The organism is Ruegeria sp. P10, assembly GCF_056534925.1.
The window spans coordinates 26,009-52,138 of sequence record NZ_JBQERJ010000011.1; the positions used below are offsets into that span (position 1 = coordinate 26,009).

A 26,130-nucleotide genomic window follows, 5' to 3' on the forward strand; every position below is an offset into this window, starting at 1 on the left:
TAGGGTTCATCATGTCCCGCACCGCCCGATTGTTCCAACTGATGCAAGCCCTGCGTTCTGGCCCATCGCCCAGAACGTCTGAACAACTGGCGCAGGATCTGGGTGTTTCTGCCAGAACGATACACAGGGATATTGACGCGCTGCGTGGTCTGGGGGCCGTTATCGACGGTGAGGCAGGGTTTGGATTCACCCTGATCGAAGATGCCACTTTGCCGCCATTGGGTTTCACCGATGACGAGCTTGAGGCCCTGGTTCTTGGCCTGCGCGAAGTTCAGGTGATTGGTGACCCGGCCTTGTCAGATGCAGCCAGCGCCGCCCTGCGGAAATTGCAGGGGCTATTGCCACAGCGTCAGTCCCATCGGCTGAGCCACGCGGTTCTGGCGGCAACGCGGTTCAATCGCCCGCCCGCGCCAACAATCGACGTGGCCATTTTGCGGCAGGCGACGTGGGACGAACGCGCGATCGAGTTCTCGTATACGGACGCAAAGGGCGGTGCCACACAAAGACGGGTCAACCCGCTGAGCATCGTCTATATGGATCGATCAAATGTGTTGCTCGGCTGTTGCCATCTGAGACAGGATTTTCGCGTCTTCCGGTTGGATCGCATGCAGGACATGTCCGTGACAGATCAAAGCTTTAGACCTTACCGGGTGCCCATGCTGCGCGAAGTTTTGGCGCAAATCCGCGCAGCGCGCGACGCGCAAGAACGCGATGAGGACGCCTAGACTTTGTGATTCGCCGATTTTGCGCTACCCTGAGGTCGAGCAGTAATCAGGAAAAATCGGAATGCAAAAATGCGTAGGCGGCGTCATGACCGTCGCATTGTGGGCATCCATGGTGCAGGCGGACATATCAGAAAATACGACTTGGCCAGACAGTGCAGTGTCCGGCAAAACGATACAGCTGGCCTCGGCGGATGTGGCGGTTTCGATCCGTCCGGTCCCGCGCCCGACGGTTGAGGCTTTGCGGGTGTCCGCGGCCGTGACCGCACGGTTTCAGGCCTGGCTCGGCGCGTTTCACGAGCGCGCGAAGCAGCAGGGTATATCGGAAAGAACATTGAACAGGGTGTTCCCGGACATGATCTTTGACGAGGACATCCTGAAACGAGACCGCAATCAGGCTGAATTTTCGAAACCGATCTGGGCGTATCTGGATTCCGCCGTCTCGGACACGCGCGTTTCCAATGGTCGTGCCGCGATGCAACGACATCGGCAGGTGTTGCAGCAAATCGAGGCGGTATATGGCGTAGAAAAGGAAGTGGTCACGGCGATCTGGGGGTTGGAAACATCATTCGGCTCTTATCGTGGCAGCAACCGGACGCTGAGTTCCTTGGCGACGCTGGCCTTTGATGCACGGCGGGCGCAGTTCTTTGAAACGCAGTTGATCGCCGCGCTGAGGATCGTGCAGGCAGGCGATGTCAGCGCCAAAAACATGCTGGGCAGCTGGGCAGGTGCGATGGGGCACACGCAATTCATGCCAACTTCGTATCTGGATCACGCAGTTGATTTCGATGGCGATGGTCGGCGAGACATCTGGTCGGATGATCCGACGGATGCGCTGGCCTCGGCCGCGTCCTATCTGGCGCGACACGGTTGGAAAAAGGGGCAGCCCTGGGGCGTCGAGGTGCGCTTGCCCGAAGGGTTCGACTATGCCACCGCCAAACGGGACTTCACCCTGCTGCCGTCAGATTGGGCGGCGCGTGGCGTGGTCGGGCGTGACGGCAAACCGGTCCTGGATCACGGGCAAGCCGCAATCCTTTTGCCAGCCGGGAGGCATGGCGTGGCGCTGATGATTTTCGACAATTTCAGCGTGATCGAGGCCTATAACGGGGCCGACGCTTACGTGATCGGTATCGGACACCTGTCCGACCGGCTTGCGGGTGGCGCACCGTTTCAGTCCGACTGGCCCCGAGGGGAGCGGGCGCTAAGCTTCACCGAGAAGAAAGAACTGCAAACCCGCCTGACCAATGCGGGGTTCGATACAAAGGGTATCGATGGGCGTACAGGGCCGAATACCATCAATGCGGTTCGCGCCTACCAACTGGCGCAGGGCTTGGTGCCGGACGGCTATCCAACTGCGACACTTTTGGAGCGGTTGCGGTGAACGATAAGAGGCGACCCAGACGGGCCGCCCCTTAATAGAACCTTTTTCTGATCTCAGGATGCGGCTTTCATCAGCCCCTGAGCGATGATTTCCGCCTGTGCTTCGTCCAGAGATTTGTAAATCCGCACAAACATCTCGTCGATATCTGCCGGGGTCAGGATCAGCGGCGGCGAGATGATCATGCGGTCGCCCACATGACGCATGATCAGATTGTTGGCAAAGCAACGGTCACGGCAGATATAGCCGACCGTTCCGGGCTCGGTCGCGAATTTGGCGCGGCTGGCTTTGTCGGGTGTCAGAGCGATGGAGGCCATCATTCCGACGATCTTCGCCTCACCCACAAGCGGGTGATCGACCAGGGCCTCCCATTTCTGTTTCAGATAGGGGGCTGCAACGTCGCGCACATGCTCGACGATCTTCTCTTCTTCCAAAATGCGTAGGTTTTCAAGCGCCACGGCGGCAGCGACGGGGTGGCCGGAATAGGTGTACCCGTGGTTAAATTCCGTCCCGCCGATCACTTCGGCGATCTCATCATTCACGATGGACCCGCCGATCGGCGCATAGCCCGAGCTGAGCCCCTTGGCGATGGTCATGATATGCGGTTTGATGCCCACGGTTTGCGATCCGAACCAGTTGCCGGTTCGGCCGAACCCACAGATCACCTCGTCTGCAATCAACAGGATATCGTATTTGTCGCAGATGCGCTGAATTTCCGGCCAGTAGGTATCGGGCGCCACAATCACGCCGCCTGCACCCTGAACCGGCTCGGCGATAAAGGCCGCGACACGGTCCTCGCCCAGCTCCTGTATGGCCTCTTCCAGCTCGCGCGCGCGGGCCAGGCCGAATTCCTCGGGCGACATGTCGCCGCCTTCCGCCCACCAGTTCGGTTGGTTGATGTGGTGAATGTTCGGGATCGGAATGCCGCCCTGCGCATGCATACCTGCCATGCCGCCCAGCGAAGCCGACCCGACAGAAGACCCGTGATACGCGTTTTTCCTGCTGATGATGATATTTTTGTCCGGCTGCCCCTTCTCGGCCCAGTATGTGCGCACGAGGCGGATGTTGGTGTCGTTTGCCTCGGACCCGCCAGCTGCGAAAAAGACATGGTTCAGATCACCTGGTGCCAGTTCGGCGATTTTGGCCGCCAGTGCGATTGCGGGCACATGGGTCGTCTTGAAGAAGGTGTTGTAGTAGGGCAGTTCGCGCATCTGACGCGCCGCGACATCGGCCAGCTCATCGCGGCCATAACCGATATTGACGCACCAAAGTCCTGCCATTGCGTCCAGGATTTCCTCACCTTCGCTGTCGGTCAGGTAAACCCCGCTGGCGCGTGTAATCACGCGGGCCCCTTCCTGCCCCAGTGCACCATTGGCCGAGAAAGGATGGATGTGATGCGCCGCATCCAGCGCCTGCAATTCGGCGGTCGGCATATGGTTGGTTATGGTGGACATCGGAGAATCTCCTACAAGAACGCGGTTGCGGATCACAATATGATCAAATTCATCGCTGTCAATCGAATCAGGCTAAGTTAAGCGGAAGTCAGGGCGTCCGACATCAATTCCATGCCTTGTTCGATGTCCTGAGCCGTTGCCTTTGCCGCTTTTTCGGCGTCGCCTTCGCGCAAGGCGGAAATGATATCCTTGTGTCGATCCGGCAGGCTTTGAGTCCCGAATCGACCACACACGACACGCAGCGAAGGGCCGAACCGCAACCAAAGCCTTTCGGCGAGATCACTGAGAATCGGTGCGTTTGCATGAGAGTACAGCGTTTCGTGGAACGCCTGGTTCAGACGCAGATATCCGCCCACATCCCCGTCGGCGATCATACGGTCCAAATGCGTGTCGAGGCGCTCAAGATGATCGATATCCTCGGCCTGCAAATTCGACGTCGCGCGCCTTGAAAGCTCTGATTCTATTGAGGTTCTTGCAAAGATCATTTCCTGGATATCGCCCGGGGACAGCAGCGGCACACTTACACGCCGATTGCCCTGGAACACCAATGCCCCGTCCGAGATCAACCGGCGGATGGCTTCGCGCACCGGTGTCATGCCAACACCCAGCGAATCAGTTAGGCCCTGGATCGTGACAGGCTGGCCCGGAACCAATTCGCCGAACAGGATCTGTGATCTGAGCGTTTGATAAACCTGCTCATGCGCGGGCTGTTTCCCTTTGTCGACTATCGACGCAGATGCCTTATTTTTGATCAAATCCAATCGGTTCTTCCCATTTCGACTAACCCTGACTTGTCAGGTGACAGACCTCGTGAAACCATACGCTGGATCGAGGGAAAACGCAAAACTTGATCAAATCCAAAAAAACGGGAAAATAGCCGTACACTTGCAGGGAGAAGAATATGACAATCAAAACGCTGACCATGACAGCGGTCATCGCATTGGGGACTTCGGCGGCATTCGCCGAAGAGGTGCGTGTTTATAACTGGTCCGACTATATCGACGAAGAATTGCTAAGCAAATTCGAGGAAGAAACCGGTCTGACCCTGATTTACGATGTGTTCGACAGCAATGAGGTTTTGGAAACCAAGATGCTGGCCGGTGGTTCGGGATACGATGTGGTGGTGCCGTCGGGCACATTCCTGCAACGCCAGATTCAGGCGGGCGCGTTTCAGGAACTGGACATGGCCAAGTTGCCGAATGCGGAAAATTTGTGGGACGTGATTCAGAAGCGTACCGCAGGATATGATCCGAACAATGCCTACTCGATCAACTACATGTGGGGAACGACGGGCATCGGCGTGAACGTCGACAAGGTCAGGGAAGTCTTGGGTGACGACGTGGCCCTGAACAGCATGGATTTGGTTCTGAAGCCAGAAAATATGGAAAAGTTGGCCTCGTGTGGCGTTCACTTACTTGATGCGCCAGCCGAAATGATACCGATGACCTTGCAGTACATCGGTGAAGACCCCGACAGCCATGACCCGGAAGTGATCAAGAAGGTCGAAGACGTTCTGACAAGCGTTCGCCCCTACATCCAGAAGTTTCACAGTTCGGAATACATCAACGCGCTGGCCAATGGCGATATTTGCGTAGCCGTGGGTTGGTCCGGTGATATTTTGCAGGCGCGGGACCGCGCGGCCGAAGCCGACAACGGTGTGAACATCGAATACCACCCGTTCGCAGAAGGGTCGTTGATGTGGTTCGACCAGATGGCAATTCCTGCCGACGCGCCGAATCCGGAAGGTGCGCACAAGTTCCTGAATTTCATTCTGGATGCCAACAACATGGCTGCTGCGTCCAACTACGTATACTACGCCAACGGCAACAAGGCGTCTCAGGAGTTTCTTGAGGAAGACGTGATCGGCGATCCGGCAATTTATCCGGATGAAGCCACGATGCAGAACCTGTACATCACGACTCCGTACCCCGCGAAAACACAGCGGGTCGTGACCCGTCTTTGGACCAAGATCAAGTCAGGCACCTGATCCGGTCAAAAGCGCGGGGCGGTCTGGCGATCGCCCCGCCGCACTATTGTCCAAACTGACCATGCGGGGGCTGCTTTGAGTTCTGACGTTTTTGCGCCGTGGAATGACCCACAGGCGAAACCCTTGATCCAGTTCCAGAACGTGACCAAGCGCTTTGGCGAGTTCACGGCGATCGACAACCTGTCTCTGGATATTTTCGAACGTGAGTTTTTTGCCCTGCTAGGCCCTTCTGGGTGCGGCAAAACAACGATGATGCGGATGCTGGCCGGGTTCGAGACCCCGACCGAAGGCCATATCCTGCTGGGCGGGCAGGATATTGACCCCATCCCGCCGAACAAACGGGCCGTGAACATGATGTTCCAGTCCTATGCCCTGTTCCCGCATCTGAGTGTCTGGGAAAACATCGCTTTCGGTCTGCGCCGAGACAACATGCCCAAGCACGATCTGGAAGATCGGGTCGAAGAGATGCTGCGCCTGACCCGGCTGGAACAGTTCGCCCGTCGCAAACCGCATCAGATCTCGGGCGGTCAGAGGCAGCGCGTCGCGCTGGCGCGCTCGTTGGCCAAAGCGCCCAAGCTTCTGCTGCTGGATGAACCGCTGGGCGCGTTGGACAAGAAGCTGCGTCAGGATACCCAGTTCGAATTGATGGATATCCAGGAAAAGACCGGCACCACCTTTGTCATCGTCACTCATGATCAGGAAGAGGCGATGACAGTCGCCACCCGCGTCGCGGTGATGGATCAAGGCCAGTTAAAGCAAGTGGCCACCCCGGATCGCATCTATGAAAACCCTGAATCTGTTTATGTCGCTGACTTCATCGGAGATGTGAACATAATTGAAGGCCGCGCGACTCCATCCGGAGAGGACGCCTATCAGATCGATTGGGCCGAAGGTCAGGCCCCGTTCACGGCATCTTCGCCTGCCGGTTTCTCAGACGGCCAGCCCTGCCATCTGGCGATCCGCCCCGAGAAAGTGACAATCTCTGCCGAACGGCCCGTCGATGCGGTCAACGCCGTGCAGGGCAAGGTTCACGACATTGCCTATCTGGGCAATCTGTCCACCTATCACGTTGAATTGGCAAACGGCACAATCATCAAGGCGCAGACGGCCAACACCCGCCGCATCTCGCGCCGTTCTTTCACCTGGGAAGACCCGGTCTGGCTGTCCTGGACAGCCACGGCTGCGGTTCTGTTGGCCAACTGATGCGCCGCGCCGTTCTGATCGCCATTCCTTACGTCTGGCTGTTGGCACTGTTTCTGGTGCCGTTCTTCATCGTTCTGAAGATTTCGCTGTCGGATACCGCGCTTGCCATCCCGCCTTATGCTCCGACTTTGGACCTGTCTGCCGGTTGGGCGGGGATAAAGGAGTTTTTCAGCCAGCTTGATCTGGAGAATTATGTCTGGCTGACCGAGGACGACCTGTATTGGAAAGCCTACCTGTCCAGCGTCAAGATCGCTTTGATTTCGACCTTCCTGACACTGCTGGTGGGCTATCCCATTGCCTACGGCATGGCCCGCGCGCCTCAGGAATGGCGACCGACACTGATGATGCTGGTCATCCTGCCCTTCTGGACTTCGTTCCTGATCCGGGTTTACGCTTGGATGGGCATTCTGTCGAACGAAGGGTACCTCAACCAGATCTTGCTGTGGACCGGTATCATCTCGACGCCGCTGACGATCCTGAACACGTCAACTGCCGTCTATATCGGCATCGTCTACACCTATCTGCCTTTCATGATTCTGCCGATCTATTCTGCGTTGGAGCGGTTGGACGGATCATTGATCGAAGCGGCCGAGGATCTGGGGTGTTCGCGTTTGCAGGCCTTCTGGCTGGTAACCATCCCGCTGTCCAAACCCGGCATCATTGCAGGGTGTTTCCTGGTGATGATCCCCGTGATCGGTGAATTCGTAATCCCATCCCTTCTGGGTGGTTCCGGTACGCTGATGATCGGCAAGGTTCTGTGGGAAGAGTTCTTTTCGAACCGTGACTGGCCGGTGGCAAGTGCGGTGGCCATCGTGCTGCTGCTGATCCTTGTCATTCCCATCGTGCTGTTCCAGCGCAACCAGCAGAAACAGGCGGAGGCCGAGGGATGAACAGATTGAGCTGGTTCAACACGGTTTCGCTGACGCTGGGTTTTGCGTTTCTGTACATCCCGATGATCATCCTGATCGTCTTCAGCTTCAACGAAAGCAAGCTGGTCACGGTCTGGGCCGGGTTTTCGACGAAATGGTACGGAGAGCTGCTGCGGAACGAAGCGTTCCTTGATGCCGCCTGGGTCACGATCCGGGTCGCGGTCTTTTCGTCGACGCTGGCGACAATTCTTGGAACGGCCGCCGCTTATGTACTGGTCCGCAGCGGGCGTTTCTTTGGCCGGACACTGTTTTCCGGCATGATCTATGCACCGCTGGTCATGCCCGAAGTGATCACCGGCCTGTCGCTGCTTTTGCTGTTTATCGGCATCGGCCTGGATCGGGGTATTCTGACCATCGTTCTGGCGCATACGACCTTTTCGATGTGTTTCGTTTCCGTTGTCGTATCCTCGCGCCTCATCACCTTTGACCGGTCGCTGGAAGAGGCTGCGCTGGACCTTGGGTGTTCGCCCGCGCAAGCCTTCCGTCTTGTTACCCTGCCGATCATCGCACCTGCGGTAATCTCGGGCTGGTTGCTGGCCTTCACCTTGTCACTTGATGATCTGGTGATTGCATCCTTCACTTCGGGGCCGTCGGCGACGACATTGCCGATCAAGATATTCTCGGCCGTGCGCCTTGGTGTCAGCCCGGAAATCAACGCGTTGTCGACGATCATGATCGCTGTGGTGACGGTCGGGGTAATCACGGCCTCGCTTGTGACCAAACGCGCGATGGTACGTCAGCAGCAGGACGAAATGGCCGCAGCGCGCACCGAATGAAGCGGATTTTTCCAGACTACGCCTATGGCAGCGAACCTCGCGACGGCTGTTGGTGGGACGAAACTGTTGCCAGCCCGGATTGGCCGAACTTCCAGGGCGACATGCATGTGGATGTGGCCATTATTGGCGGTGGATTTACAGGCGTTTCGGCTGCTCTGCATTTGGCTGAAGATGCTTCGGTTGCGGTTTTCGAAGCCGGCGCACCGGGGTGGGGTGCCTCGGGCCGAAATGGCGGGTTTTGCTGTCTTGGCGGCTCAAAACTTGGCCACGCATCCATGCAGCGCCGATTTGGCCGCGATGCTGCTTTGGACTATGCGGCAGCGGAACAGGAAGCGGTCCGACTGGTCGCTGATCTGTTGGCACAGCATCAGATCGATGCGGATACCCACTCCAGCGGGGAAACCCAGCTGGCGCATTCCAGGCGGGCGATGGACATGCTGCGCCGCAATGCCGACGAGGCGGGAACCCTGCACGAAGCCAGAGACCTGCCCGCGAAGGGCATAGGTGGCGCGTTTCATGGTGGATACACTTCGCCGGTTGGTTTCGGGTTGAATCCCCGCAAATACCTGTTCGGGATTGCCCGAGCCGCCGAAGCAATGGGCGCGCATCTGTTCCGGAATTCCCCAGTTCTGAGCGTTGAAAAAACGGCGTCCGGCTTTGTGTTGCAAACGCAGAGCGGGCCAGTCAAAGCGCAGGCGGTGTTGGTGTGTACCAACGGCTACTCCAGCGAGGATATCCCGGCCTGGATGTGCGGACGATACATGCCTGCCCAGTCGACCGTCATGGTAACGCGACCCCTTGGCCAAACCGAGCAGATGGCACAGGGATGGACATCGGATCAGATGTGCTATGATACGCGCAATCTGTTGCACTATTTCCGCCTGATGCCGGACGGGCGCTTTCTGTTTGGTATGAGGGGCGGCCTGCGGTCATCGGCCGAGGCTGAAGCAGCCATTCGGCGAAAGGTTCAGCAGGATTTCAAACATATGTTTCCTGCTTGGTCGACGGTCGAGATCACTCATATCTGGTCCGGTTTGGTGTGCCTGTCGCGGGCCCTGACACCTTTTGTCGGCCCCGTTCCGGATCAACCGGGGATGTTCGCCGGTTTTGCATATCACGGCAACGGCGTCGCCATGGGCACGTATTGCGGTCGAGCATTGGCGCGGTTGGTTCTGGGGCAGGACTCCAGGCTGCCGGTCGTGATGACGCAAACACCGGGTCGGTTTCCTTTGGGTCGCTGGCGCCGTGTGCTCATGCCGCCAGCCTACGCCATGCTGGCACTGGCCGACCTGCGATGAGGCGGGGCGTTACAGAATTGCGGTTTCCAAGTTCAAACCTGTCGCGTAATCGGGCGCACCATTTTCAGCGCGCCAGAGGCAATACGTCGCCATGCGCCACGCATACCATGGCCTGAGCTGTTCATAGCGCGCGACGATTTCGGGCCTGCCGTAGGCCGAAAGAAACTGGTCTTCCTCTTTCTTCGACAGCGGTGAGCCTCGGTAAAGCTGCTGCATAGCAGGCGACAAAAACAGCGCAAGGTCTTCGCAGGGATCGCCCTGGGCCGGGCATTGCCAGTCGATCAAGGTCAGACCACCGGTCGCCACCAGGATATTGCCTGCCACGGGGTCGCCATGGATCAGGCACGTCTGTTGCGTGGGTGCGACCGAATTTGAAGGTTGCAAATCAGCGAGTTCGTCGCGCCCGTTTGACGTGCAGCCTTGCAGAATTCTTTTTCCATGAGCGCGCAAGTCTGCGCTGCCATTGCATCCGGCTGGCGCCTGGACGGCAATGGGCAGGGTATGAAGCTTGCGCAGCAAGGCGCCAACCTGGGCTGAATCCTGCCGCCAGGGGGCTCCGGGGGCGTGGTCGTAAAACACCCAACGGGCTTCTTTGTATTGCCCTGTGGCCCGCAGCCTTGGCACGAAGCCCGTGGTGCCAAGCGCCTTCAGACATTGGGCCTCCAACTCTGCATCATTGCGAAACAAAGGATTGCGCAACGCTGTGCTGTAGAGTTTCAGGACTTTGTCACTGTCGCGGCCCTTGACCTTCCACACCCTGTTGGTGCGCCCGCCGTACAAGGTCTCGAACCGGGGATGCGCGTTGACCAATCCTTGCGCGTGGAGATGGTCAACCAGATCACGAGGGGGGGCAGGCAGGTCGGGCAGAGGTTCCATCACTTCTTATGGCGAGTCGATTTGCCAAGGTTTGGCCCGTCCCGCCCGACAGATCAAGCACCAGTTCGGACTGCGGTGACCTGAGTTGCGGGAACCACCTGACCGCCCTGCAAGGTCAGCAAAACAGCATCGTCGCCAACCTGTGCTTCGACGACGCGATTGTAGGCGGCGACAGGTTTTTCGGAGAGCAACTTGTCGCCCTTGTAGCTTTGCAGAGTTGCAGTGTAGTTGCCTGATGCCAATGGATTGCCTGAGGAATCCACTCCGGCCCAAACAAACTCCTCAGTTGTCGTGGGCACGGTGACATTATCGATCACCGTGCCGTCACTGTCGCGGATCACCAATTTCGTCGCGTCCGCATCAGGGTCGGCCTGGGCAAACAATGTCACGGGCTGGCCGGCAAAGTGAAAGGCTGATGTCGAACGGACGTCCATGCCCACCCAGCTTGCAAGCTCGTTCAGTTTTGTGCCGCCCAATGCGTTGGCCAGGTTGGACAAGAGGTCATTGGTCTGGACTTGTTGCTCGACCATCGAGAACTGCGCCAACTGAGACGCATATTCGGTCGAATCCATCGGCTCCAGCGGATCCTGATTCTTTGCCTGCGCCGTTAGCATCAGCAAGAAAGTCTCAAAGTCGGACGTAATCGCGGATTTCTGAGATGCCCCGGCCTTTTGTTGATCCGCAAAGGGCTGCGCGGTGTTGACAGGCGTAATCATTGGTCAAAACCTCATGTCGATGCCTTGGCCCGAGGCCAGATACTGTGTTTGGGAAGTTGTGTGATCGATCCGTTCATGCGGCGCAGCTTCAGAATGTGAAGGGGATTGTGTGTCAGCGTCGTTTGCATCCTTTTGATGTGCGCTAGAACCCCAAGAGGTTCCCAGGTCAAAGCTCAGATCCCCATAACCCAGCTTCTGAAACTCTTCTGTCAGAACGGACAAATGACGCCGCATTAATTCGAGGGTTTCCGGGCGCTCGGTCGCAATGGTGATTTGCAGGCCGTCCTCCCGACCGTTCAGAACAATCGACACACGCCCAAGCTCTTCCGGATTCAGCGCTATTTCCGTTGCTCCTGATCCGATACGAGTCTGGACAGCTGCTGACAGCTGACCAGCAATCGACCGGGCGATTTCCGTTCGGGCAGCAGTGGACGGAACCGTAATTTGAGGCGCGGACTCACGCGAGGTCAGCGGCAAAGGTTCCTCTCTGGCGGCCGGCAGGGCCTCAGCTTCGATAACGGGTGCCACGGGTTCGGCTTCAACGGCAGTTGCCATCAGCTGAAGCTGCGCCACCGAGGGCGCCCGGTCAGGCGCTGACGGTTTGGGCGTCGGAATGTTCACTTCGGGCAACGGCTTCTTTTCAGGGTCCAGCGGAAAGGGGACGGCCCCCGTTTGTTCGACCGTGCCTGTGGGCTTTGCAAGCTGATCAAACATCTGGCCGATTTCGGTCATGGCTGTCACTTGCACAGGTTGGGACGTCGGACCCAGCGCCTTCTGCGAGAGCGCCGGAACCGGGGAAGGCGTGTCGCTTTGTGTGGGCAAACCTTTTGGTACTGATACCGGTGGTTGTTTCAGTGTTTCCGAGGGTGCTTGATTTACCTCCGCCAACTGAACCGGCACCACCTTTACCTCGTCCAGGTCCGGGGTTTCCAGGAATGCAGAAGGGGGTTGCTGTTCGCCGATGTGTTCTGAAATCGGGGTGGGATGGGCCGTTTCAGATGCCTCGGCCGTTGTCTCCGGCACAGGTTCGGGCTTTGATTCGACAATTTTCAGCTCGGCATTGATGGCAGCGTTTTCGCCTTCAGGGCGGCCGGTGGCACCAACCTCTTGCCCGAGGATATCCTGAAAGCTCTCCGAGCCAGTGTTTTGGCCCGGAGCCTTACGAGATGTGACGGCTTTCTCGGTTGTGGTCGGCGTTGCGTTCGCCAGCGTTAGGGGGTTGGGCATTTTGCTCCGGCTCCGTGTGACTGGTCGGAACACTGCCTGTAGGAAGTTACGTTTATTTTAACCGCTTTCACCTTTGATCGAGAAAGTTCGAAGCAAATTCGGAGAATGCCATGAAGGTTTCCACCCTTCCTCACGTATCTCAATTACAGTCACCCCAGACCCGGCTGAAAAACGCCGCCATAGAGCTGGAGGCCGCGTTTCTGGCCGAAACGCTGAAATCTGCCGGGTTGGGAAAGACCCGTCAGTCCTTTGGCGGTGGCGCCGGTGAGGATCAGTTTTCTTCGATGCTTGTTCAACATCAGGCGCAGCAACTGGCCCGGTCCGGCGGCGTGGGCCTTTCCGAAATTCTGTTCAAGTCACTGATGGAGAAAACCGATGACTTCTAAGGCCGATAAAGCGTTGATCAAGTCTTTGGAAGAAGTCCTGGATTTGGAACGTGCAGCACTTGTGCAGGGGGATCTGGACCGTTTGTCCAGCATGGTGCCTGAAAAAGAAAAGCTGATCGGGGCAATCAATGATCTTCAGGTGCTGGAAAGTGAGGCACTGATTCGCGTTCAACAGAAAGCCGAGCGCAATCAGGCGCTGCTGAACAGCGCGGCTGAAGGCATCCGGGCGGTCGCCAGCCGAATGGCTGAATTGCGGCGCGTTCGGCAGGAATTCAGCACCTATGGTGCAGACGGACAGCGAAGTGAATTCGCGGTGCGCAGCACGGCAAAGCTGGAAAAGCGGGCATAGGCAGAAGTTTGATTCAAATCCGAAATTTCTGGGCCGGGCGCTTTAGCACTCCGTTAGGGGATCGAGTTCAAAAGTGGTGTTGCACCTGAGATCAACAGGTGGCGCGAACGGCCACGCGGCGCGTCGCACAGGTCAGAAAGACACCAATGCCCGCAAATAGTGCGGGGTGAACATGGGCAAAATGGCCCGAACGAAAAGGATGAAAGCTATGTCCAGCATTCTGACAAACAATGGCGCGATGGTTGCGCTGCAAACCCTCAAGTCGGTCAACAAGAACCTGGCAATGACCCAGAACGCGATCTCGACCGGCAAGGATGTCGCAACGGCCAAGGACAACTCGGCAGTATGGGCGATTTCCAAAGTGATGGAGTCGGACGTCAAAGGTTTCAACGCCATCAAGGACAGCCTCGCGCTTGGCGAATCGACCGTCGCCGTTGCCCGGAATGCCGCAGAAACCGTCACTGATCTGCTGACCCAGATGAAAGGCAAGATCGTCGCCGCGCAGGAAGACAACGTTGATCGAGGCAAAATCAATGATGATGTGACTGCTCTGAAAGATCAGATTGCGTCCGTTGTCAGCGCAGCGCAGTTCAATGGCCTGAACCTGGTTGACGGCTCTGCTGGTTCCGCTTCGGTTCTGGCGTCGTTGGATCGTGACAATACCGGGGCCGTGACCGCATCGTCGATCACCGTTGCAGGGCAGAACCTGTCAACCGGCGGTTATGTCACCAAGCAGGTTTTTGACGGTTCGACCGGCGCATCGGCAGGCAACGATCGCGTCGGCGCAACCATCGACAACGGCGCGACTGCTGCGACCGCGCTGGTCACCGACGAATCCAGCGGTGCATTTGCCGCCGGCGACAAGGTTGTCGTCGCGATCAACGATCAGGTCGTGTCCTATACCGTGTCTGCCGAAGACGCCGCCGCGACAACAACCGGTGATCTGGTTGCCGTTGGATTGAAATCGAAGATTGAAGAGCTTGGGATTACCGGTCTGACCGTCGACTATGACTCGGGTACAGCAGGAACCCTGTCCATCACCAACGGTACGGGCTCTGACATTTCATTCTCGGCTCAATTCGTGAACGCCGGCGCAGGTGGTCTTGGCGCGCTGGCCGGCATTGATGTATCGACCGGTGCGGGTGCGACCGCTGCCCTGGCCGCCGTTGAATCGCTGATCGATACTTCGATCGATGCATCAGCTGCTTTCGGTTCCTCCCAAGGCCGGATCGAAACTCAGAAAGAGTTCATCTCGAACCTGTCCGACTCGTTCAAGTCAGGTATCGGGTCTCTGGTCGACGCGGACATGGAAGAGACTTCGGCGCGGCTACAGGCGCTTCAGGTTCAGCAACAGTTGGCAACACAGTCGCTTTCGATCGCCAATCAGGCACCGCAGTCGATTCTGTCGCTGTTCCGCTAATTCGCGAAATCGGTTGGGGCGCGTTCTTCGCGCCCCATCAATGACTGCCTGATGACGGCCCTTTGGAAGGATTTCAAGTGACACCGCAAACCCTAGCCCATCAAACTTATGCGCAAACCACCGCGCCGACTCGGACGCCTCGAGACACAGAATACGAAGCGATTTCAAGGATCACACGGCGCCTGAAGGCAGCAACAGCACAAAAGGCAACGGATTTTTCGGGTTTTGTTCAGGCCGTGCACGAAAACCGGCGGCTATGGGGGGTGCTCGCAACCGGCGTTGCCGATTCCGAGAATGCCCTGCCCAACGACCTGAGAGCCAGGATCTTCTACCTTGCCGAATTCACCGAACAACACAGCAGCCGCGTTCTGGGAGACGGCGCAACCGTTGAGCCGTTGGTGGAAATCAACACGGCCGTACTGCGCGGGTTGCGCCAAATGAGGGCAACTTGATGAGCGGTCTGGTCCTAAAGCTTGCCCCGAAAGAAAGGGTTCTGATCAACGGGGTCGTAATTGAGAACGGCGATCGCCGCGGCCGGTTTTCTATTATGACGCCCCAGGCAAATGTACTTCGATTGCGGGACGCGATTCATCCGGATGAGGTGAATACGCCGGTGCGCCGCGTCTGTTATGCCGCGCAGCTTGTATTGTCAGGGGACATCGAACCTTGCCAAGCACGTCAGCAACTGTTGCGCCGCGTGGAAGAGCTGAGCCAGGTTTTTACGGATGCAGATAGCCGTCGGGTCTTGGCCGAAGCCACGGATGCCCTGGTTGCAGAGCATTATTACAAGTGCCTCAAATCGCTTCGCTCGCTTCTGCCGCGCGAAGAGCGGCTGATGACTTACCAGCAATGACATTCCAACCCGTCATCCCAAGCGGCGGAGTCGTGGGCTGGCGGTTCCTGCAACGTACCTATGACAGTCAGTTTCAGAGTTTTTCGTCGTCAGCTGCAAATGAAAGAGAGACAAAGTATTTTCTGGACAACATCGGGAAAATCCAATCCGCTGAAGAGCTGGTTTCGGATCGCAGGTTGTTGCAGGTCGCTTTGGGTGCGTTCGGCTTGGAAGGAGATTTGGACAACCGGTTCTTCATACGCAAAATCCTCGAGGATGGGACACAGGCGGATGACGCGTTGTCCAATCGTTTGGCCGACAAGCGATACCGGGCATTTTCTGACGCCTTTGGGTTTGGTCCCGGAGCTGTCCGAAAAACCGCGCGGACGTCCGACATGGAGCAAATCGCCCAGGCCAATTTGACGGCCAGGTTTGAAATCGCCGTTGGCGAGTCGGATGAAACGATGCGAATTTCGCTCTATGCACAACGAGAGCTTTCGGATCTTGCCAACAGGACCTCAAGCGCAGACACAAAGTGGTTTGATCTTATGGGGCTGCCACCTTTGCGCAGCATGATGGAAACGGCACTTGGACTGCCGTCATCCTTTGCGCAGCTGGACATTGACAAACAACTGGTCGAGTTCAAGGCTAGGTTGCTCAATCTGACCGGCTCGGATGACCTGGCACAGTTTTCGAACCCACAGTCTGTTGAGAAACTGACCGACACCTATTTGGCCAGAAGTCAGATTGCGCAACTTCAGAACACGATCTCGCCGGCGCAGACCGCATTGATCTTGTTGGGGGCCGTTTGAGCAGAACGCCTCCGGATCGAAGTGATCGGTGAAGCATGATCGCAAGGGCGTCACGTTGATCAAGGCAATGCGGGTTTCTTCAGAACTGCAAACGACAGGCCTCAACCGTTCAGAATCTCATCGGCTGCGGTTCGTAAAGCGTATGATCTGACGGGACGGGACACATTGTGCAGATTGACGTCTCCCAGCGGTACAGCATTGGAACAGGCGGGTTCGATGTCTTCTGAAACGACAATGCGGTGCCCTTGCGACTTGCCGAACTCGCCCAAACGTGCGGCGATGTTTGCGGCCTGACCGATAACTGTGAAATCAAGCCGTTCGCGAGATCCCACATTGCCGTAGGTGACACGCCCATACGCGACGCCGATCGAACAGTCGCAATGCCTGTCCGTACCTACTTTTCGCAGCTCTCCCAAAGTTTCGACGATTTTGATCGCCGAGCGCTGGGCATTGGTGCGGGCCGTACTGGCATCCTCGTCCGTTGCCGGGAAGACGGCAAGCACAGCGTCGCCAATGAACTTCAGGACTTCTCCGTTGTTGTCATGAACAATGCCCGAGACCGTTTCAAAGAACTCGTTCAGCAGATTGATATACTCGCCCCGGCCCAGCTTCTCTTCCAGGCTCGTTGAATTACGGAGGTCGCAGAACATGATGGCGGCGTCGATCTCATCCCCGTCACCCCGCCTGATTTCGCCGCCCAATACGCGCGCGCCGGTGCGTTTGCCGACATAGGTTTCCAGCAGGACCTGCGCGTTTTCGCGCTGCATGAACACTTCGTAGAAACGGGCGATTACCGAGGAACATTCAAAGACAAGGCCCAGATTTTCGGTGGTAAACCCGTCCGGGTGATCGCAGGTCAGCGTCAGAACATTGGTGCGCCCGTCGGAAAACGGCAAGGGCATGGCCACGTAATCTGTTGCGCCCTTGGCCCGCAGGTCCTCCATGATCGGGAAGCTGTTATGCGGGTTTTCATCATTCAACCTTTGCCGCACGCCACCCAGGCCGTTCGAGACATGCCGCAAGGGGCTGTTGATGAAAGCTGGGTGATCATAGATTTCGTATGTCGGAGCCCGGGTCAGAATCTCTTCTTCATCTTTTTCCCAGATATAGTGCTTTCCCGCGATCAGGGGGTGAAGGGACCAGGCCAGAATGCTCAGCCTTTGTATTGCGATGCCATGCTCCAGCATCTTTTCGGCCAGCGCTTCGGTAAAGCTTTCGGGCGTTGCCGCGGTCGAAGCACCACGCATCAACCAATCAATCAGGGGCCCGCTGATGTTGCCGTCTTCAGGTTCGCGAAGGCGGTTGTCGCCCAGATCGATCTTCGTATAGGCGCCGGGCACAAAGCCGATACAGCCTTGAATGGCCGCGCTTTCGGGCAGGGCTTCCTCATAGGCCCAGACAGAATTGGCCAGGTTTTCGGACCCCAGATTGATGTCGTGATACGTGGCAGTGCCTTTGAACGGGCAGAATGTTTGCAGGTCTGTTTCTTCGCTCAAATCAACACAGACATCCGCGCGGGGAACATAGATCGTGGGCGGCAGGCGCGTTTCATACATCACCTTGGCATCTGTGCTTTCAGCCAAAAGCACATCATTGCGATAAATGGCAATTGTGCCATTCAGCGATTCAACCGATATTCCATACCCATTGATTTTTGGTGCGGCGTGGACGTTCATATGCGACCTCCCTTGCCTGGGTTTTTTCTAGAATGGGGCTTTGCATCCCACATTCCAAGAGGCGCAGAAGGGAAAAGTGCCAACGCATACGGTCATGCAGCAAGGTTCAGACCATTTGTATGACGTCTTTTTCGATGGACAGCATGTACCCTTTTTTGGCGATGTTTTTGACCAGAAGTTCACTGACCATCTGATTGCCAAGCGCATCCCGCAACCGTTTGATCCGCGTCGCGCCTGCGGCTTCGTCGCAATCGGCTTCATTACGGCCGGAAATCATCGCCTCGATCTGGGCGCCGGACAAAACCTCATCATCCAGTCGCGATTCAGCCAGAACCGATAAGGTTTCCATGGCGGCAGGCGTGAGTTTGAAATCCATGTTGTTGAGGTAGACGGTGTTTTCCTCGCGGCTGATCAGCAACGAGGTCACCTGAATGCCGGTGCGTTCGATCTGCGCCATGCGTCGGTTCAGCAGTACCAGCATCACCAGAAAGACCAATGCCGAGGCCATCATGGCGCAGGCAAAAACCAGCAGCACATAGATCACCATCCGATAGCTGGACAGGGTGTCGGCGAAGGCGGTGCCGGACTGAGCCAGAATTTCAAGCAACCGGATTTCGGTTTGCGAGGTCAGATCGGTCTCGATGAACAATCGCTCGACCCGCGCGTTGAATGCGTTCGCGTCCGGCAGGGTCCAGAACAGGAAAACGGCAGCGGTGATCAGAATGGCGATAATGGCTGCGACGCCCAGCACAACCAGACGGACCCCCGACCGGCGTGCGTCAGAAACGGAGATAGAATTGTCCGGCATTGCCTTTCCTCTGATCCAACCCTTCCGGCCCGAAAACGGACTGCACTTCAAGCAAGGTCCAGCCTGACGCGCTCAGGCGCTGGGCGATTTCTGCTTGGGCCTGGCCCTTGTCGCAGTTCGAGACCTGGATAACCCCATAATGCAAACGCAGCGGGTTGTCTTTCTTTGCCTTGTAATCCGCATAGCAATCCGCCGCAGACGCAGCAGAGCCAAGCGATATCAGGACCGCAAAGGTCAGAGAAGAGAGGATCTGTTTCATAGGCCGCATCCTGCGCACGAGTCGCCGCGATATTCAATAACCCAAGGGGTTTGCGGGTTCTGATATTCGATAACACCGGGCCGTTATTGCTTGTCTGGGCCGGTCGCCCCCAGTGTCAGGGCAATCAGGACGCGCTCCGTCACACGGTCGCCCAAACACTATGAAGGACACGCATCATGCACAGGAAATTCATCGCATTCATCGTTGCGACCGCGGTTGCAATAACCGGGGTGTCTGCGTCTCAGGCACGGGCTGCGGACGCAAAGGACATTCTTGGCGGGCTGGCCGCCATCGCGATCATCGGGGCCGGGGTTCACTATTACAACAAGGAAAAGAAAAAGGATCGGGCGACTCGCCACCAAACCTATACCCCGGCACCTTACACGCCGCAGCCGGTGCGCCCTCTGCCGCCGCGCGTGGCGCGTTATGATCTGCCCCAGCGCTGCCTGCGCACATTCAACGGGTATTCACAGGATCATCCGCTGCTTGGGCCGAAATGCCTCAAGAAGCACTACAAACATGCCAATAGCCTGCCGCAAGAGTGCAAAGTCGGTTTCTGGAATGGGCAAAAGGTCAAGCGGGCATACGAACCCGCGTGCCTGCGCCAGAAAGGATACCGTGTCGTTTACCAGTAACACCGGTTGAGCAGGAGCGGCGCCACAGAAGCGCCGTGTGAGAGAGGGCGGTGTGGGCTGCCCTCTCTTTTTTTCTTGCGGCGCTGTGTGAAACACGGTTTTCCAAAGGCATGACAAAACCAGATTTCGAACTTGAACAGGCGCTGCTGGGCCGGGGCCATTGCCGCATCGCGGGCGTGGATGAGGTCGGGCGCGGCCCCTTGGCCGGCCCGGTCGTCGCGGCAGCGGTGATCCTGAACCCACAGGCCATCCCCGAAGGGTTGAATGATTCCAAGAAGCTGACGGCCAGACGTCGGGCCGCCCTGGATGCCGAGATCCGGCACAGCGCCGAGTTTGCCGTGGCCGAAGCCTCGGTCGCCGAGATTGACGAGATCAACATCCTCAGGGCATCGCATCTGGCGATGCTGCGCGCGGTTGAGGCACTGTCGCCGGCCCCCGATTTCCTGCTGATCGACGGGAATATGATTCCACGCGGCCTGAAAATCCCGTCGCAGGCCGTCGTGAAGGGGGATGCCCGATCGGTGTCGATTGCAGCCGCCTCGATCCTTGCGAAAAACTGGCGCGATCAGGTGATGGTGGATTTGGCGCAACAGCATCCGGGATATGGATGGGAAACCAACGCCGGTTATCCGTCAAAACAACACAAGGAAGCGCTGCAAAATCTTGGCGTGACCCCACACCATAGACGTTCGTTCAAGCCAGTGCACAATATCTTGTATCAAGAGTAAATCGTAAGTCGCTGATTCAAAAAAGAAATTGACGGCGAATCGTCTTTGACTCATCCTTGTCTCAACCAAATGAGCGCAAAAGCGCCGTGGATACTTGAGGCAGTGATATGACAACGACCACCAAAAAGGGCGCAAAAGCGCTCCCTTTAAACACGATTCTATCCGGTGACTGCATCGAAGTGATGAACAGTCTGCCCGAGGCGTCGGTTGACCTGATTTTCGCCGATCCTCCCTATAACTTACAGCTGAAAGGCCAGTTGCACCGCCCGGATAACTCTCAGGTGGATGCGGTTGATGATCACTGGGACCAGTTTTCCAGCTTTGGTGCCTATGACCAGTTCACGCGCGAATGGTTGAAGGCAGCACACCGTCTGCTGAAGCCCAACGGCGCGATCTGGGTGATCGGTTCTTACCACAATATTTTCCGTGTAGGCTCGGCTTTGCAGGACGCAGGATATTGGATCCTCAACGATGTGGTCTGGCGCAAGTCGAACCCGATGCCGAATTTCCGGGGCAAGCGCTTTACCAACGCGCATGAGACGATGATCTGGGCCAGCAAACGCGAAGGCGCGAAATACACCTTCAACTATGAGGCGCTAAAGGCTCTGAACGAAGGCGTGCAGATGCGCAGCGATTGGGTGCTGCCGATCTGCACCGGGCATGAGCGTCTAAAAGATGAAAACGGCGACAAGGCACACCCGACACAAAAGCCGGAATCGCTGCTGCACCGCGTGTTGATTGGCTCGACCAATCCGGGCGATGTGATTTTGGATCCGTTCTTTGGCACAGGTACAACCGGTGCAGTCGCCAAAATGCTGGGTCGCGAGTTCATCGGGATCGAGCGCGAGGAAAGCTACCGCAAGGTGGCCGAGAAGCGTATTGCCAAGGTCCGCAAGTTCGATCGTGAGGCTCTGGAAGTCAGTGCCAGCAAACGCGCCGAACCGCGCGTGCCCTTCGGGCAATTGGTCGAACGTGGCATGCTGCGCCCGGGCGAAGAGTTGTATTCCATGAACCAGCGCCACAAAGCCAAGGTCAGGGCCGATGGCACATTGGTCGGTGACAACGTCAAAGGCTCGATCCATCAGGTGGGCGCCCATCTGGAAAATGCGCCGTCCTGCAATGGCTGGACCTATTGGTGCTTCAAGCGTGACGGCAAAACGGTTCCGATCGACGTTCTGCGCCAGCAGATCCGGGCCGAGATGAACTGATACAAAGAACACCGCCGGTGCCTGTGGCCTGACACAAGGCACTACGCCTTGCCCCGCCGATCCTACGGCGGGGTCTTTTGTTTTCGGATCAACAGTGATTGCATGTTGTTGACCCTGACACTGCAAGAAAGATCACGGCCATGACCGAGACAACCGCGCAGCCCCGCCGCAGTCTGTTTTTCACGGAACCTGACACGTTCGATCTGGACAACAAATACACCGAGGCCGCGTTGGAGCGGCACAAGCGAGAAGGGTTGGAACTGGCCGTCCGCGCGCGCTGGGTGGCGATGGCGCTGACCGGGGTTCTTCTGGTTTTCCTGAACCCGCAATGGGAGGTGCTTTGGTATCACTTCATTCTGCTGCTGATCTGCGCCAACGGTTGGCTGATCCGCCGTTCCGGTCGGGTGGGACAATCGCGGGTCGAGCTTCTTTTGATCTTCGTGGATTTGCTGATCATGACCCTTGGAATGATCGTGCCCAACCCGTTCAGTGACGATGTTCGCCCTCTGGCCATGCAATACCGGTTCGACAATTTTCAGTACTTTTTCGTCATCCTGGCGGCTGGAACCCTAGCTTATTCCTGGCGAACGGTCATTGCCATCGGTTCGTGGACGGCATTGATGTGGACGATCGGTTGGATCGTTGCCTCGTGGGTGGCAACGCCGATTCCGGGGATCAGCGAAAAGGTTGCAGAGGCCTTGCAGGGCTATCCGGATGTTGCCGAGCTGTTGGACCCCAACAGTTTCATGGTCCCTCAACGTATCCAGCAAGTGATCGTATTCATAATGGTCGCGGTAACGCTGGGCATTTCGATGCGGCGTCTCAATCAATTGTTGATGAACAACGCAGGATTGGAACGTGAACGGGCCAACCTGTCGCGGTATTTCTCGCCCAATGTGGTGGATGAGCTGAGCCAGAACGATGAACCGCTGAAACAGGTCCGCAAAGAAGATGTGGCCGTTCTGTTCATCGATATCGTCGGGTTCACCAAATACGCCGCCGGGCGGGATCCCTATGAAGTGATCGAGGTTCTGCGCGGGTTTCATGCCCGTATGGAAACCGAGGTATTCCGGCACCACGGTACCTTGGACAAGTATCTGGGCGACGGTTTGATGGCGACCTTCGGCACTCCGGTGCCGACGCCCCTGGACGCGAGCAATGCCCTGGACTGCGCGCGTGCGATGGTGGGTGTGATCGACCGTTGGAATCTGGAACGTCGCAGGGTGGGAGAGCCCGAAATCCATGTCGGCGTTGGGGTGCATTACGGCTCGGTCGTACTTGGGGATATCGGCGCCAACCGGTTGGAATTCGCGGTGATTGGCGATGCGGTCAATGTGGCGGCCAAGCTTGAGGCACTGACGCGTGATTTCAAGGCGCGTATCGTTGTCAGCGATGCCGTGCGTTTGCGGGTTGAGGAAGAAAACCCGCAGGCGCCGGAGGTCATGGCCGGTTTTGGTGCCTGCCGCGACCAAACCGTGCGAGGGGTCGAGGCGCCGATGGATGTCTGGGTGATGAAAAGCTGAGGGCCTCCCGCCCGTCAGAACAGGATCGCAGATGCAGTGCTGACAGTTGGGTCAAGCAGCGCGCCAGTGCGCGCTGCGGTCACGCTTTGGGCATGGGGTTCAAAGATTTGTTGTAGGGGTGCCAGTCGGTGATCTCGGGATAATAGTGGCGTCGCCACGCGCGAACGCGCGGGTTCATGACCCGCCGCCAAAGCGGAGGGATCATAGCGAACACGGTCATGACGGGATAGCCATAGGGCAATTGTGGGGCTGCGTCCGACGCGTGATGTTGCAGCAGCGGAAACCGGCGATTGGGTTTGTAATGGTGGTCCGAATGGCGCTGAAGATTGATCAGCAACCAGTTCGAAGCTTTCTGCGAGGCATTCCAGGAATGGCGTGGCAGGACATGCTCGTACCGTCCGTCGCCCAGGTGTTTTCGGGTCAGGCCGTAATGTTCGACGTAATTGACCAGCTCGAGCTGCCAGATCGCGACACCAGCCTGAAGCAGAAACAACGCCACGCCGGACCATCCTCCGATCAGGCCGGCCAGTGCCAGCATCCCACCTTGCAACGCCCAGTACCGCCAGAACGGGTTTGAACGATCTGTCCACGGTCTGCCGATGCGGGCCAGCTTGTTGCGCTCGGCGTTGAAGGCCGAAACCCAGCATTGCCACAGAACGCGGGGATAGAAGCGATGGAAACCTTCGTTGTAGCGCGCCGTTACCGGATCGCGTGGGGTGCCAACATGGCGGTGATGGACCAACAGGTGCTCGGACCGAAAATGAGAATACAGCACCATGGCAAGAAGGATGTCCCCCAGCCAGCGTTCCATATGGCTTTTCTGGTGCATCAACTCGTGGCTGTAATTGATCCCAATCGTGCCCGAAATGACGCCCATGCCAAAAAAGAGGCCGATTTTCTCAAGCGTTGACAGATGGGTGCCGTGGGTTGCGTACCAGATCAGACCAAAAAGGGTGACGAACTGGATCGGGGCCCAGAGTTTTGTCAGTAATATGTACCATTGCAGCGCCGTGTCCGGCGTATCGGGGTCGGCGTTTTGCGTGTTGAGCCCGGTGATCCGGTCCAGCACTGCAAAAGCCCACCAGGTTGCGGCAGGAACCAGCAGCAGTGACCATCCACCGGTGGCAGCTGAAAACCAGACCAGCGGAATCAGCAGCAGCGACACCCAGAAAGGGGATGCAGATTGCCAGCGGGACAATGTGCCTGTTGCGATCATCTTTTCTGCTCCGACTTTACGGAGATATCCTAGCCATGGCCCGAAGATTTGCACAGCGGACTTATTGTCCTCGCCAAAGATCATAGGCCTTGCGCATCACGGTTGGCAGGTCGCCGGGCCTGAAGCTGTGTTTGTCTACAACTGTCAGATGTTCGGGTACGTCGTGATCGGCGGCATCCGTGGTCCAGATCCGCAAAATCAGGTGGAAATGCGTAAATGTATGGCGGACTTCGCCCGGCAACATCTTCCAATTCGCCGGGAACGGAGGCCGTTCGGCCGGGGCATCGTTCCACTCTGATCCGGGCCAGCCCAGCATTCCGCCCAGCAAACCTTTGTCAGGCCGGCGTTCCAGCACCATGGCCCCGTCTGCGCTTTGCGCAACATACACGTGCCCATAGCGCGTGGATTTGGGCTTTTTGGGTGTTTTTCGTGGCAGGTCGGCCTGGGTGCCTGCGACGCGGCTCTGACAGGGGTCACGCAGGGGGCAAATGCCACATGCCGGCGACTTTGGCGTGCAGATGGTTGCCCCCAAATCCATGACCGCCTGCGCGTAATCGCCAGGACGTGTGGCCGGGGTCAGGGTCGACGCCTTTTCCTTCAGCAGGGGTTTGGAGCCGGGCAGCGGATCGTGAATGTCATGGAGCCGGGCCATGACACGCTCGACGTTTCCGTCCAGCACGGTTTCAGGCCGATCAAACGCGATGGCCGAGATCGCAGCGGCGGTATAGGGGCCTATGCCGGGTAGGTTCAGCAGCGCTTCAACGCTGTCGGGAAACCGGCCATCGTAGTCTTGCGTGACGGCCCGGGCGCATTTCAAAAGATTGCGGGCGCGGGCGTAATAGCCAAGCCCGGCCCATTCCCCCATGACCTGATCGTCCGGTGCGGCGGCCAGAGCCTGAACCGTAGGCCATCGGGTGGTGAAGCGCAGGAAATAGTCGCGAACGGCGGCAACTGTTGTCTGCTGCAACATCACTTCGGACAGCCAGACCCGATAGGGGTCGGGGCGCATCCCGGCGGCGCGATCTGCCGGACCGATGCGCCATGGCATTTCGCGGGCGTGCCGGTCGTACCATTCCAGCAACGCATCACTGACGGTGAATTCAGCAGAGTCACGCAAGTTTTATTCAACTCCCGGTCGGGTTTCGCTGGCACATGGTGGCCTGCCCAGTACAATAGAGGTGTAGGAGCAGGAAACCAGATGCAACGCAGACGTTCTTCGACCCGCGGGTTCAAACGCACCGCATCCTTGCTGAACGATCAGATCCGGCGCGCCGGGGAAAGCCGGGGGTTTGCCGTGTCGCGGCTTTTGACCCACTGGGCCGAGATTGTCGGCCAGGAAACCGCCGCCATCGCGCGCCCGGTCAAAGTGGGTTATGGCAAGGGCGGATTTGGTGCCACCCTAACTGTGTTAACGACCGGGCCACAGGCTCCGATGCTGGAAATGCAGAAGGAACAGCTGCGCGGCAAGGTAAACGCGGTCTATGGCTACAACGCCATCAGCCGTGTCCGTATCACCCAGACCGCTCCGACCGGATTTGCCGAGGGGCAGGCCAGTTTCGACCACAAGCCGAAGCAAGCCAAACCCCAGATTGCGCCTGACATTGCCGCCGAGGCCGACAAAATGTCACGCGATGTACATGATGAAGATTTGCGCGCGGCTCTTGAACGTCTCGGGCGCAACGTTTTATCCAAACAGAAACGCTGAGAAAGGG

At 57.6% G+C, this 26,130-nt stretch carries 28 protein-coding genes; 18 read left to right on the forward strand and 10 right to left on the reverse strand.

What is annotated here, in order from left to right:
- The first annotated feature begins 11 nt into the window (after positions 1–11).
- Positions 12–725 carry a helix-turn-helix transcriptional regulator gene (locus ACR0FB_RS17440; protein ID WP_480621534.1) on the forward strand — a complete coding sequence of 238 codons (714 nt, stop codon included), beginning with the start codon at positions 12–14 and terminating at the stop codon, positions 723–725.
- Positions 726–786: 61 nt separating this feature from the next.
- Positions 787–2,103, forward strand: coding sequence for a lytic murein transglycosylase (locus ACR0FB_RS17445; RefSeq protein ID WP_480621533.1), 1,317 nt, complete (start codon positions 787–789; stop codon positions 2,101–2,103).
- A gap of 53 nt (positions 2,104–2,156) precedes the next feature.
- On the opposite strand, the gene ACR0FB_RS17450 is transcribed toward ACR0FB_RS17445, so the two are convergent.
- Positions 2,157–3,554, reverse strand: coding sequence for an aspartate aminotransferase family protein (locus ACR0FB_RS17450; protein ID WP_480621532.1), 1,398 nt, complete (start codon positions 3,552–3,554; stop codon positions 2,157–2,159).
- A 77-nt stretch (positions 3,555–3,631) separates the two neighbouring features.
- Positions 3,632–4,315: a GntR family transcriptional regulator gene (locus tag ACR0FB_RS17455; protein ID WP_171637831.1), complete on the reverse strand. Its 684-nt coding sequence runs from the start codon at positions 4,313–4,315 to the stop codon at positions 3,632–3,634.
- Between the two features lie 140 nt (positions 4,316–4,455).
- Between ACR0FB_RS17455 and ACR0FB_RS17460 the strand changes: the two genes are divergently transcribed.
- The 5 genes from ACR0FB_RS17460 to ACR0FB_RS17480 all read left to right on the forward strand — a co-directional run bounded on the left by ACR0FB_RS17460 (position 4,456) and on the right by ACR0FB_RS17480 (position 9,747).
- The gene (locus ACR0FB_RS17460; protein WP_171724889.1) at positions 4,456–5,541 is read left to right on the forward strand and encodes a polyamine ABC transporter substrate-binding protein; all 1,086 of its coding nucleotides are present in this window, start codon (positions 4,456–4,458) and stop codon (positions 5,539–5,541) included.
- A 75-nt stretch (positions 5,542–5,616) separates the two neighbouring features.
- Complete coding sequence (locus tag ACR0FB_RS17465) at positions 5,617–6,744, forward strand: ABC transporter ATP-binding protein (protein WP_171205253.1); 1,128 nt, start codon at positions 5,617–5,619, stop codon at positions 6,742–6,744.
- Positions 6,744–7,634, forward strand: a complete 891-nt coding sequence (locus ACR0FB_RS17470; RefSeq protein WP_171637827.1) for an ABC transporter permease subunit — start codon at positions 6,744–6,746, stop codon at positions 7,632–7,634. The genes ACR0FB_RS17465 and ACR0FB_RS17470 overlap by 1 nt, the downstream gene beginning before the upstream one ends.
- Positions 7,631–8,449, forward strand: a complete 819-nt coding sequence (locus tag ACR0FB_RS17475; protein WP_152459300.1) for an ABC transporter permease — start codon at positions 7,631–7,633, stop codon at positions 8,447–8,449. Before ACR0FB_RS17470 ends, ACR0FB_RS17475 begins: the two co-directional genes overlap by 4 nt.
- A complete protein-coding gene (locus tag ACR0FB_RS17480; RefSeq protein ID WP_480621531.1) occupies positions 8,446–9,747 on the forward strand; it encodes an NAD(P)/FAD-dependent oxidoreductase in 1,302 nt (433 codons plus the stop codon). Before ACR0FB_RS17475 ends, ACR0FB_RS17480 begins: the two co-directional genes overlap by 4 nt.
- A gap of 9 nt (positions 9,748–9,756) precedes the next feature.
- On the opposite strand, the gene ACR0FB_RS17485 is transcribed toward ACR0FB_RS17480, so the two are convergent.
- Genes ACR0FB_RS17485 through ACR0FB_RS17495 form a run of 3 tightly spaced genes read right to left on the reverse strand, consistent with a single transcriptional unit; the run spans position 9,757 to position 12,566 of the window.
- Positions 9,757–10,623, reverse strand: coding sequence for an aminoglycoside phosphotransferase family protein (locus ACR0FB_RS17485; protein WP_209835432.1), 867 nt, complete (start codon positions 10,621–10,623; stop codon positions 9,757–9,759).
- Positions 10,624–10,676: 53 nt separating this feature from the next.
- Positions 10,677–11,339: a flagellar hook capping FlgD N-terminal domain-containing protein gene (locus ACR0FB_RS17490; RefSeq protein WP_480621530.1), complete on the reverse strand. Its 663-nt coding sequence runs from the start codon at positions 11,337–11,339 to the stop codon at positions 10,677–10,679.
- A 3-nt stretch (positions 11,340–11,342) separates the two neighbouring features.
- A complete protein-coding gene (locus ACR0FB_RS17495; protein ID WP_209835433.1) occupies positions 11,343–12,566 on the reverse strand; it encodes a flagellar hook-length control protein FliK in 1,224 nt (407 codons plus the stop codon).
- 110 nt (positions 12,567–12,676) lie between these two features.
- Here ACR0FB_RS17495 and ACR0FB_RS17500 point away from each other — a divergent pair, with 110 nt between their 5' ends.
- The 6 genes from ACR0FB_RS17500 to ACR0FB_RS17525 all read left to right on the forward strand — a co-directional run bounded on the left by ACR0FB_RS17500 (position 12,677) and on the right by ACR0FB_RS17525 (position 16,365).
- On the forward strand, positions 12,677–12,952 hold the full coding sequence (locus ACR0FB_RS17500; protein WP_171637817.1) for a rod-binding protein: 276 nt from the start codon (positions 12,677–12,679) through the stop codon (positions 12,950–12,952).
- Entirely contained in the window at positions 12,942–13,301 is a 360-nt protein-coding gene (locus tag ACR0FB_RS17505) for a flagellar biosynthesis protein FlgN (protein ID WP_152459294.1), read from the forward strand. The genes ACR0FB_RS17500 and ACR0FB_RS17505 overlap by 11 nt, the downstream gene beginning before the upstream one ends.
- Positions 13,302–13,509: 208 nt before the next feature.
- Positions 13,510–14,721, forward strand: a complete 1,212-nt coding sequence (locus ACR0FB_RS17510) for a flagellin N-terminal helical domain-containing protein (RefSeq protein WP_171724893.1) — start codon at positions 13,510–13,512, stop codon at positions 14,719–14,721.
- 77 nt (positions 14,722–14,798) lie between these two features.
- Positions 14,799–15,173 (forward strand): flagellar biosynthesis regulator FlaF, encoded by a 375-nt coding sequence (flaF, locus tag ACR0FB_RS17515; RefSeq protein ID WP_171637813.1) that lies wholly within the window; start codon positions 14,799–14,801, stop codon positions 15,171–15,173.
- Complete coding sequence (gene flbT / locus ACR0FB_RS17520; protein ID WP_480486466.1) at positions 15,173–15,574, forward strand: flagellar biosynthesis repressor FlbT; 402 nt, start codon at positions 15,173–15,175, stop codon at positions 15,572–15,574. The genes flaF and flbT overlap by 1 nt, the downstream gene beginning before the upstream one ends.
- A complete protein-coding gene (locus ACR0FB_RS17525) occupies positions 15,571–16,365 on the forward strand; it encodes a DUF1217 domain-containing protein (RefSeq protein WP_480621529.1) in 795 nt (264 codons plus the stop codon). Before flbT ends, ACR0FB_RS17525 begins: the two co-directional genes overlap by 4 nt.
- Positions 16,366–16,466: 101 nt before the next feature.
- Here ACR0FB_RS17525 and ACR0FB_RS17530 read toward each other — a convergent pair whose 3' ends face one another.
- The 3 genes from ACR0FB_RS17530 to ACR0FB_RS17540 all read right to left on the reverse strand — a co-directional run bounded on the left by ACR0FB_RS17530 (position 16,467) and on the right by ACR0FB_RS17540 (position 19,108).
- Positions 16,467–18,041, reverse strand: coding sequence for a DUF427 domain-containing protein (locus ACR0FB_RS17530; protein WP_480492447.1), 1,575 nt, complete (start codon positions 18,039–18,041; stop codon positions 16,467–16,469).
- A gap of 106 nt (positions 18,042–18,147) precedes the next feature.
- Positions 18,148–18,849 carry a winged helix-turn-helix domain-containing protein gene (locus tag ACR0FB_RS17535; protein WP_171637805.1) on the reverse strand — a complete coding sequence of 234 codons (702 nt, stop codon included), beginning with the start codon at positions 18,847–18,849 and terminating at the stop codon, positions 18,148–18,150.
- The gene (locus tag ACR0FB_RS17540; RefSeq protein WP_171637803.1) at positions 18,821–19,108 is read right to left on the reverse strand and encodes a hypothetical protein; all 288 of its coding nucleotides are present in this window, start codon (positions 19,106–19,108) and stop codon (positions 18,821–18,823) included. Before ACR0FB_RS17540 ends, ACR0FB_RS17535 begins: the two co-directional genes overlap by 29 nt.
- Positions 19,109–19,284: 176 nt before the next feature.
- On the opposite strand from ACR0FB_RS17540, the gene ACR0FB_RS17545 reads away from it, so the two are divergent.
- The 4 genes from ACR0FB_RS17545 to ACR0FB_RS17560 all read left to right on the forward strand — a co-directional run bounded on the left by ACR0FB_RS17545 (position 19,285) and on the right by ACR0FB_RS17560 (position 23,202).
- Complete coding sequence (locus ACR0FB_RS17545) at positions 19,285–19,743, forward strand: hypothetical protein (RefSeq protein WP_480486472.1); 459 nt, start codon at positions 19,285–19,287, stop codon at positions 19,741–19,743.
- 110 nt (positions 19,744–19,853) lie between these two features.
- On the forward strand, positions 19,854–20,471 hold the full coding sequence (locus ACR0FB_RS17550; protein WP_171637799.1) for a ribonuclease HII: 618 nt from the start codon (positions 19,854–19,856) through the stop codon (positions 20,469–20,471).
- Positions 20,472–20,578: 107 nt separating this feature from the next.
- Positions 20,579–21,679 (forward strand): site-specific DNA-methyltransferase, encoded by a 1,101-nt coding sequence (locus ACR0FB_RS17555; protein ID WP_170427508.1) that lies wholly within the window; start codon positions 20,579–20,581, stop codon positions 21,677–21,679.
- A 140-nt stretch (positions 21,680–21,819) separates the two neighbouring features.
- A complete protein-coding gene (locus ACR0FB_RS17560; RefSeq protein ID WP_171637795.1) occupies positions 21,820–23,202 on the forward strand; it encodes an adenylate/guanylate cyclase domain-containing protein in 1,383 nt (460 codons plus the stop codon).
- 79 nt (positions 23,203–23,281) lie between these two features.
- On the opposite strand, the gene ACR0FB_RS17565 is transcribed toward ACR0FB_RS17560, so the two are convergent.
- Positions 23,282–24,418, reverse strand: coding sequence for an alkane 1-monooxygenase (locus ACR0FB_RS17565; protein WP_480621528.1), 1,137 nt, complete (start codon positions 24,416–24,418; stop codon positions 23,282–23,284).
- A 61-nt stretch (positions 24,419–24,479) separates the two neighbouring features.
- Positions 24,480–25,535, reverse strand: coding sequence for an A/G-specific adenine glycosylase (gene mutY, locus ACR0FB_RS17570; protein WP_480621527.1), 1,056 nt, complete (start codon positions 25,533–25,535; stop codon positions 24,480–24,482).
- A gap of 81 nt (positions 25,536–25,616) precedes the next feature.
- Here mutY and ACR0FB_RS17575 point away from each other — a divergent pair, with 81 nt between their 5' ends.
- Positions 25,617–26,123 carry a DUF721 domain-containing protein gene (locus ACR0FB_RS17575; protein WP_171230586.1) on the forward strand — a complete coding sequence of 169 codons (507 nt, stop codon included), beginning with the start codon at positions 25,617–25,619 and terminating at the stop codon, positions 26,121–26,123.
- Positions 26,124–26,130: the final 7 nt, after the last annotated feature.

What these genes read in the sequence shown, in the direction of transcription:
- ACR0FB_RS17500 (WP_171637817.1), top strand. Translation starts at nt 12,677, where the DNA reads ATGAAGGTTTCCACCCTTCCTCACGTATCTCAATTACAGTCACCCCAG.
- ACR0FB_RS17485 (WP_209835432.1), bottom strand. Translation starts at nt 10,623, where the DNA reads ATGGAACCTCTGCCCGACCTGCCTGCCCCCCCTCGTGATCTGGTTGAC.
- ACR0FB_RS17510 (WP_171724893.1), top strand. Translation starts at nt 13,510, where the DNA reads ATGTCCAGCATTCTGACAAACAATGGCGCGATGGTTGCGCTGCAAACC.
- ACR0FB_RS17565 (WP_480621528.1), bottom strand. Translation starts at nt 24,418, where the DNA reads ATGATCGCAACAGGCACATTGTCCCGCTGGCAATCTGCATCCCCTTTC.
- ACR0FB_RS17495 (WP_209835433.1), bottom strand. Translation starts at nt 12,566, where the DNA reads ATGCCCAACCCCCTAACGCTGGCGAACGCAACGCCGACCACAACCGAG.
- ACR0FB_RS17440 (WP_480621534.1), top strand. Translation starts at nt 12, where the DNA reads ATGTCCCGCACCGCCCGATTGTTCCAACTGATGCAAGCCCTGCGTTCT.
- flbT (WP_480486466.1), top strand. Translation starts at nt 15,173, where the DNA reads ATGAGCGGTCTGGTCCTAAAGCTTGCCCCGAAAGAAAGGGTTCTGATC.
- ACR0FB_RS17555 (WP_170427508.1), top strand. Translation starts at nt 20,579, where the DNA reads ATGACAACGACCACCAAAAAGGGCGCAAAAGCGCTCCCTTTAAACACG.
- ACR0FB_RS17550 (WP_171637799.1), top strand. Translation starts at nt 19,854, where the DNA reads ATGACAAAACCAGATTTCGAACTTGAACAGGCGCTGCTGGGCCGGGGC.
- ACR0FB_RS17575 (WP_171230586.1), top strand. Translation starts at nt 25,617, where the DNA reads ATGCAACGCAGACGTTCTTCGACCCGCGGGTTCAAACGCACCGCATCC.
- ACR0FB_RS17525 (WP_480621529.1), top strand. Translation starts at nt 15,571, where the DNA reads ATGACATTCCAACCCGTCATCCCAAGCGGCGGAGTCGTGGGCTGGCGG.
- ACR0FB_RS17445 (WP_480621533.1), top strand. Translation starts at nt 787, where the DNA reads ATGCAAAAATGCGTAGGCGGCGTCATGACCGTCGCATTGTGGGCATCC.
- ACR0FB_RS17560 (WP_171637795.1), top strand. Translation starts at nt 21,820, where the DNA reads ATGACCGAGACAACCGCGCAGCCCCGCCGCAGTCTGTTTTTCACGGAA.
- ACR0FB_RS17535 (WP_171637805.1), bottom strand. Translation starts at nt 18,849, where the DNA reads ATGCCGGACAATTCTATCTCCGTTTCTGACGCACGCCGGTCGGGGGTC.
- ACR0FB_RS17545 (WP_480486472.1), top strand. Translation starts at nt 19,285, where the DNA reads ATGCACAGGAAATTCATCGCATTCATCGTTGCGACCGCGGTTGCAATA.
- ACR0FB_RS17475 (WP_152459300.1), top strand. Translation starts at nt 7,631, where the DNA reads ATGAACAGATTGAGCTGGTTCAACACGGTTTCGCTGACGCTGGGTTTT.
- ACR0FB_RS17460 (WP_171724889.1), top strand. Translation starts at nt 4,456, where the DNA reads ATGACAATCAAAACGCTGACCATGACAGCGGTCATCGCATTGGGGACT.
- ACR0FB_RS17530 (WP_480492447.1), bottom strand. Translation starts at nt 18,041, where the DNA reads ATGAACGTCCACGCCGCACCAAAAATCAATGGGTATGGAATATCGGTT.
- ACR0FB_RS17505 (WP_152459294.1), top strand. Translation starts at nt 12,942, where the DNA reads ATGACTTCTAAGGCCGATAAAGCGTTGATCAAGTCTTTGGAAGAAGTC.
- ACR0FB_RS17480 (WP_480621531.1), top strand. Translation starts at nt 8,446, where the DNA reads ATGAAGCGGATTTTTCCAGACTACGCCTATGGCAGCGAACCTCGCGAC.
- ACR0FB_RS17540 (WP_171637803.1), bottom strand. Translation starts at nt 19,108, where the DNA reads ATGAAACAGATCCTCTCTTCTCTGACCTTTGCGGTCCTGATATCGCTT.
- ACR0FB_RS17450 (WP_480621532.1), bottom strand. Translation starts at nt 3,554, where the DNA reads ATGTCCACCATAACCAACCATATGCCGACCGCCGAATTGCAGGCGCTG.
- ACR0FB_RS17470 (WP_171637827.1), top strand. Translation starts at nt 6,744, where the DNA reads ATGCGCCGCGCCGTTCTGATCGCCATTCCTTACGTCTGGCTGTTGGCA.
- ACR0FB_RS17490 (WP_480621530.1), bottom strand. Translation starts at nt 11,339, where the DNA reads ATGATTACGCCTGTCAACACCGCGCAGCCCTTTGCGGATCAACAAAAG.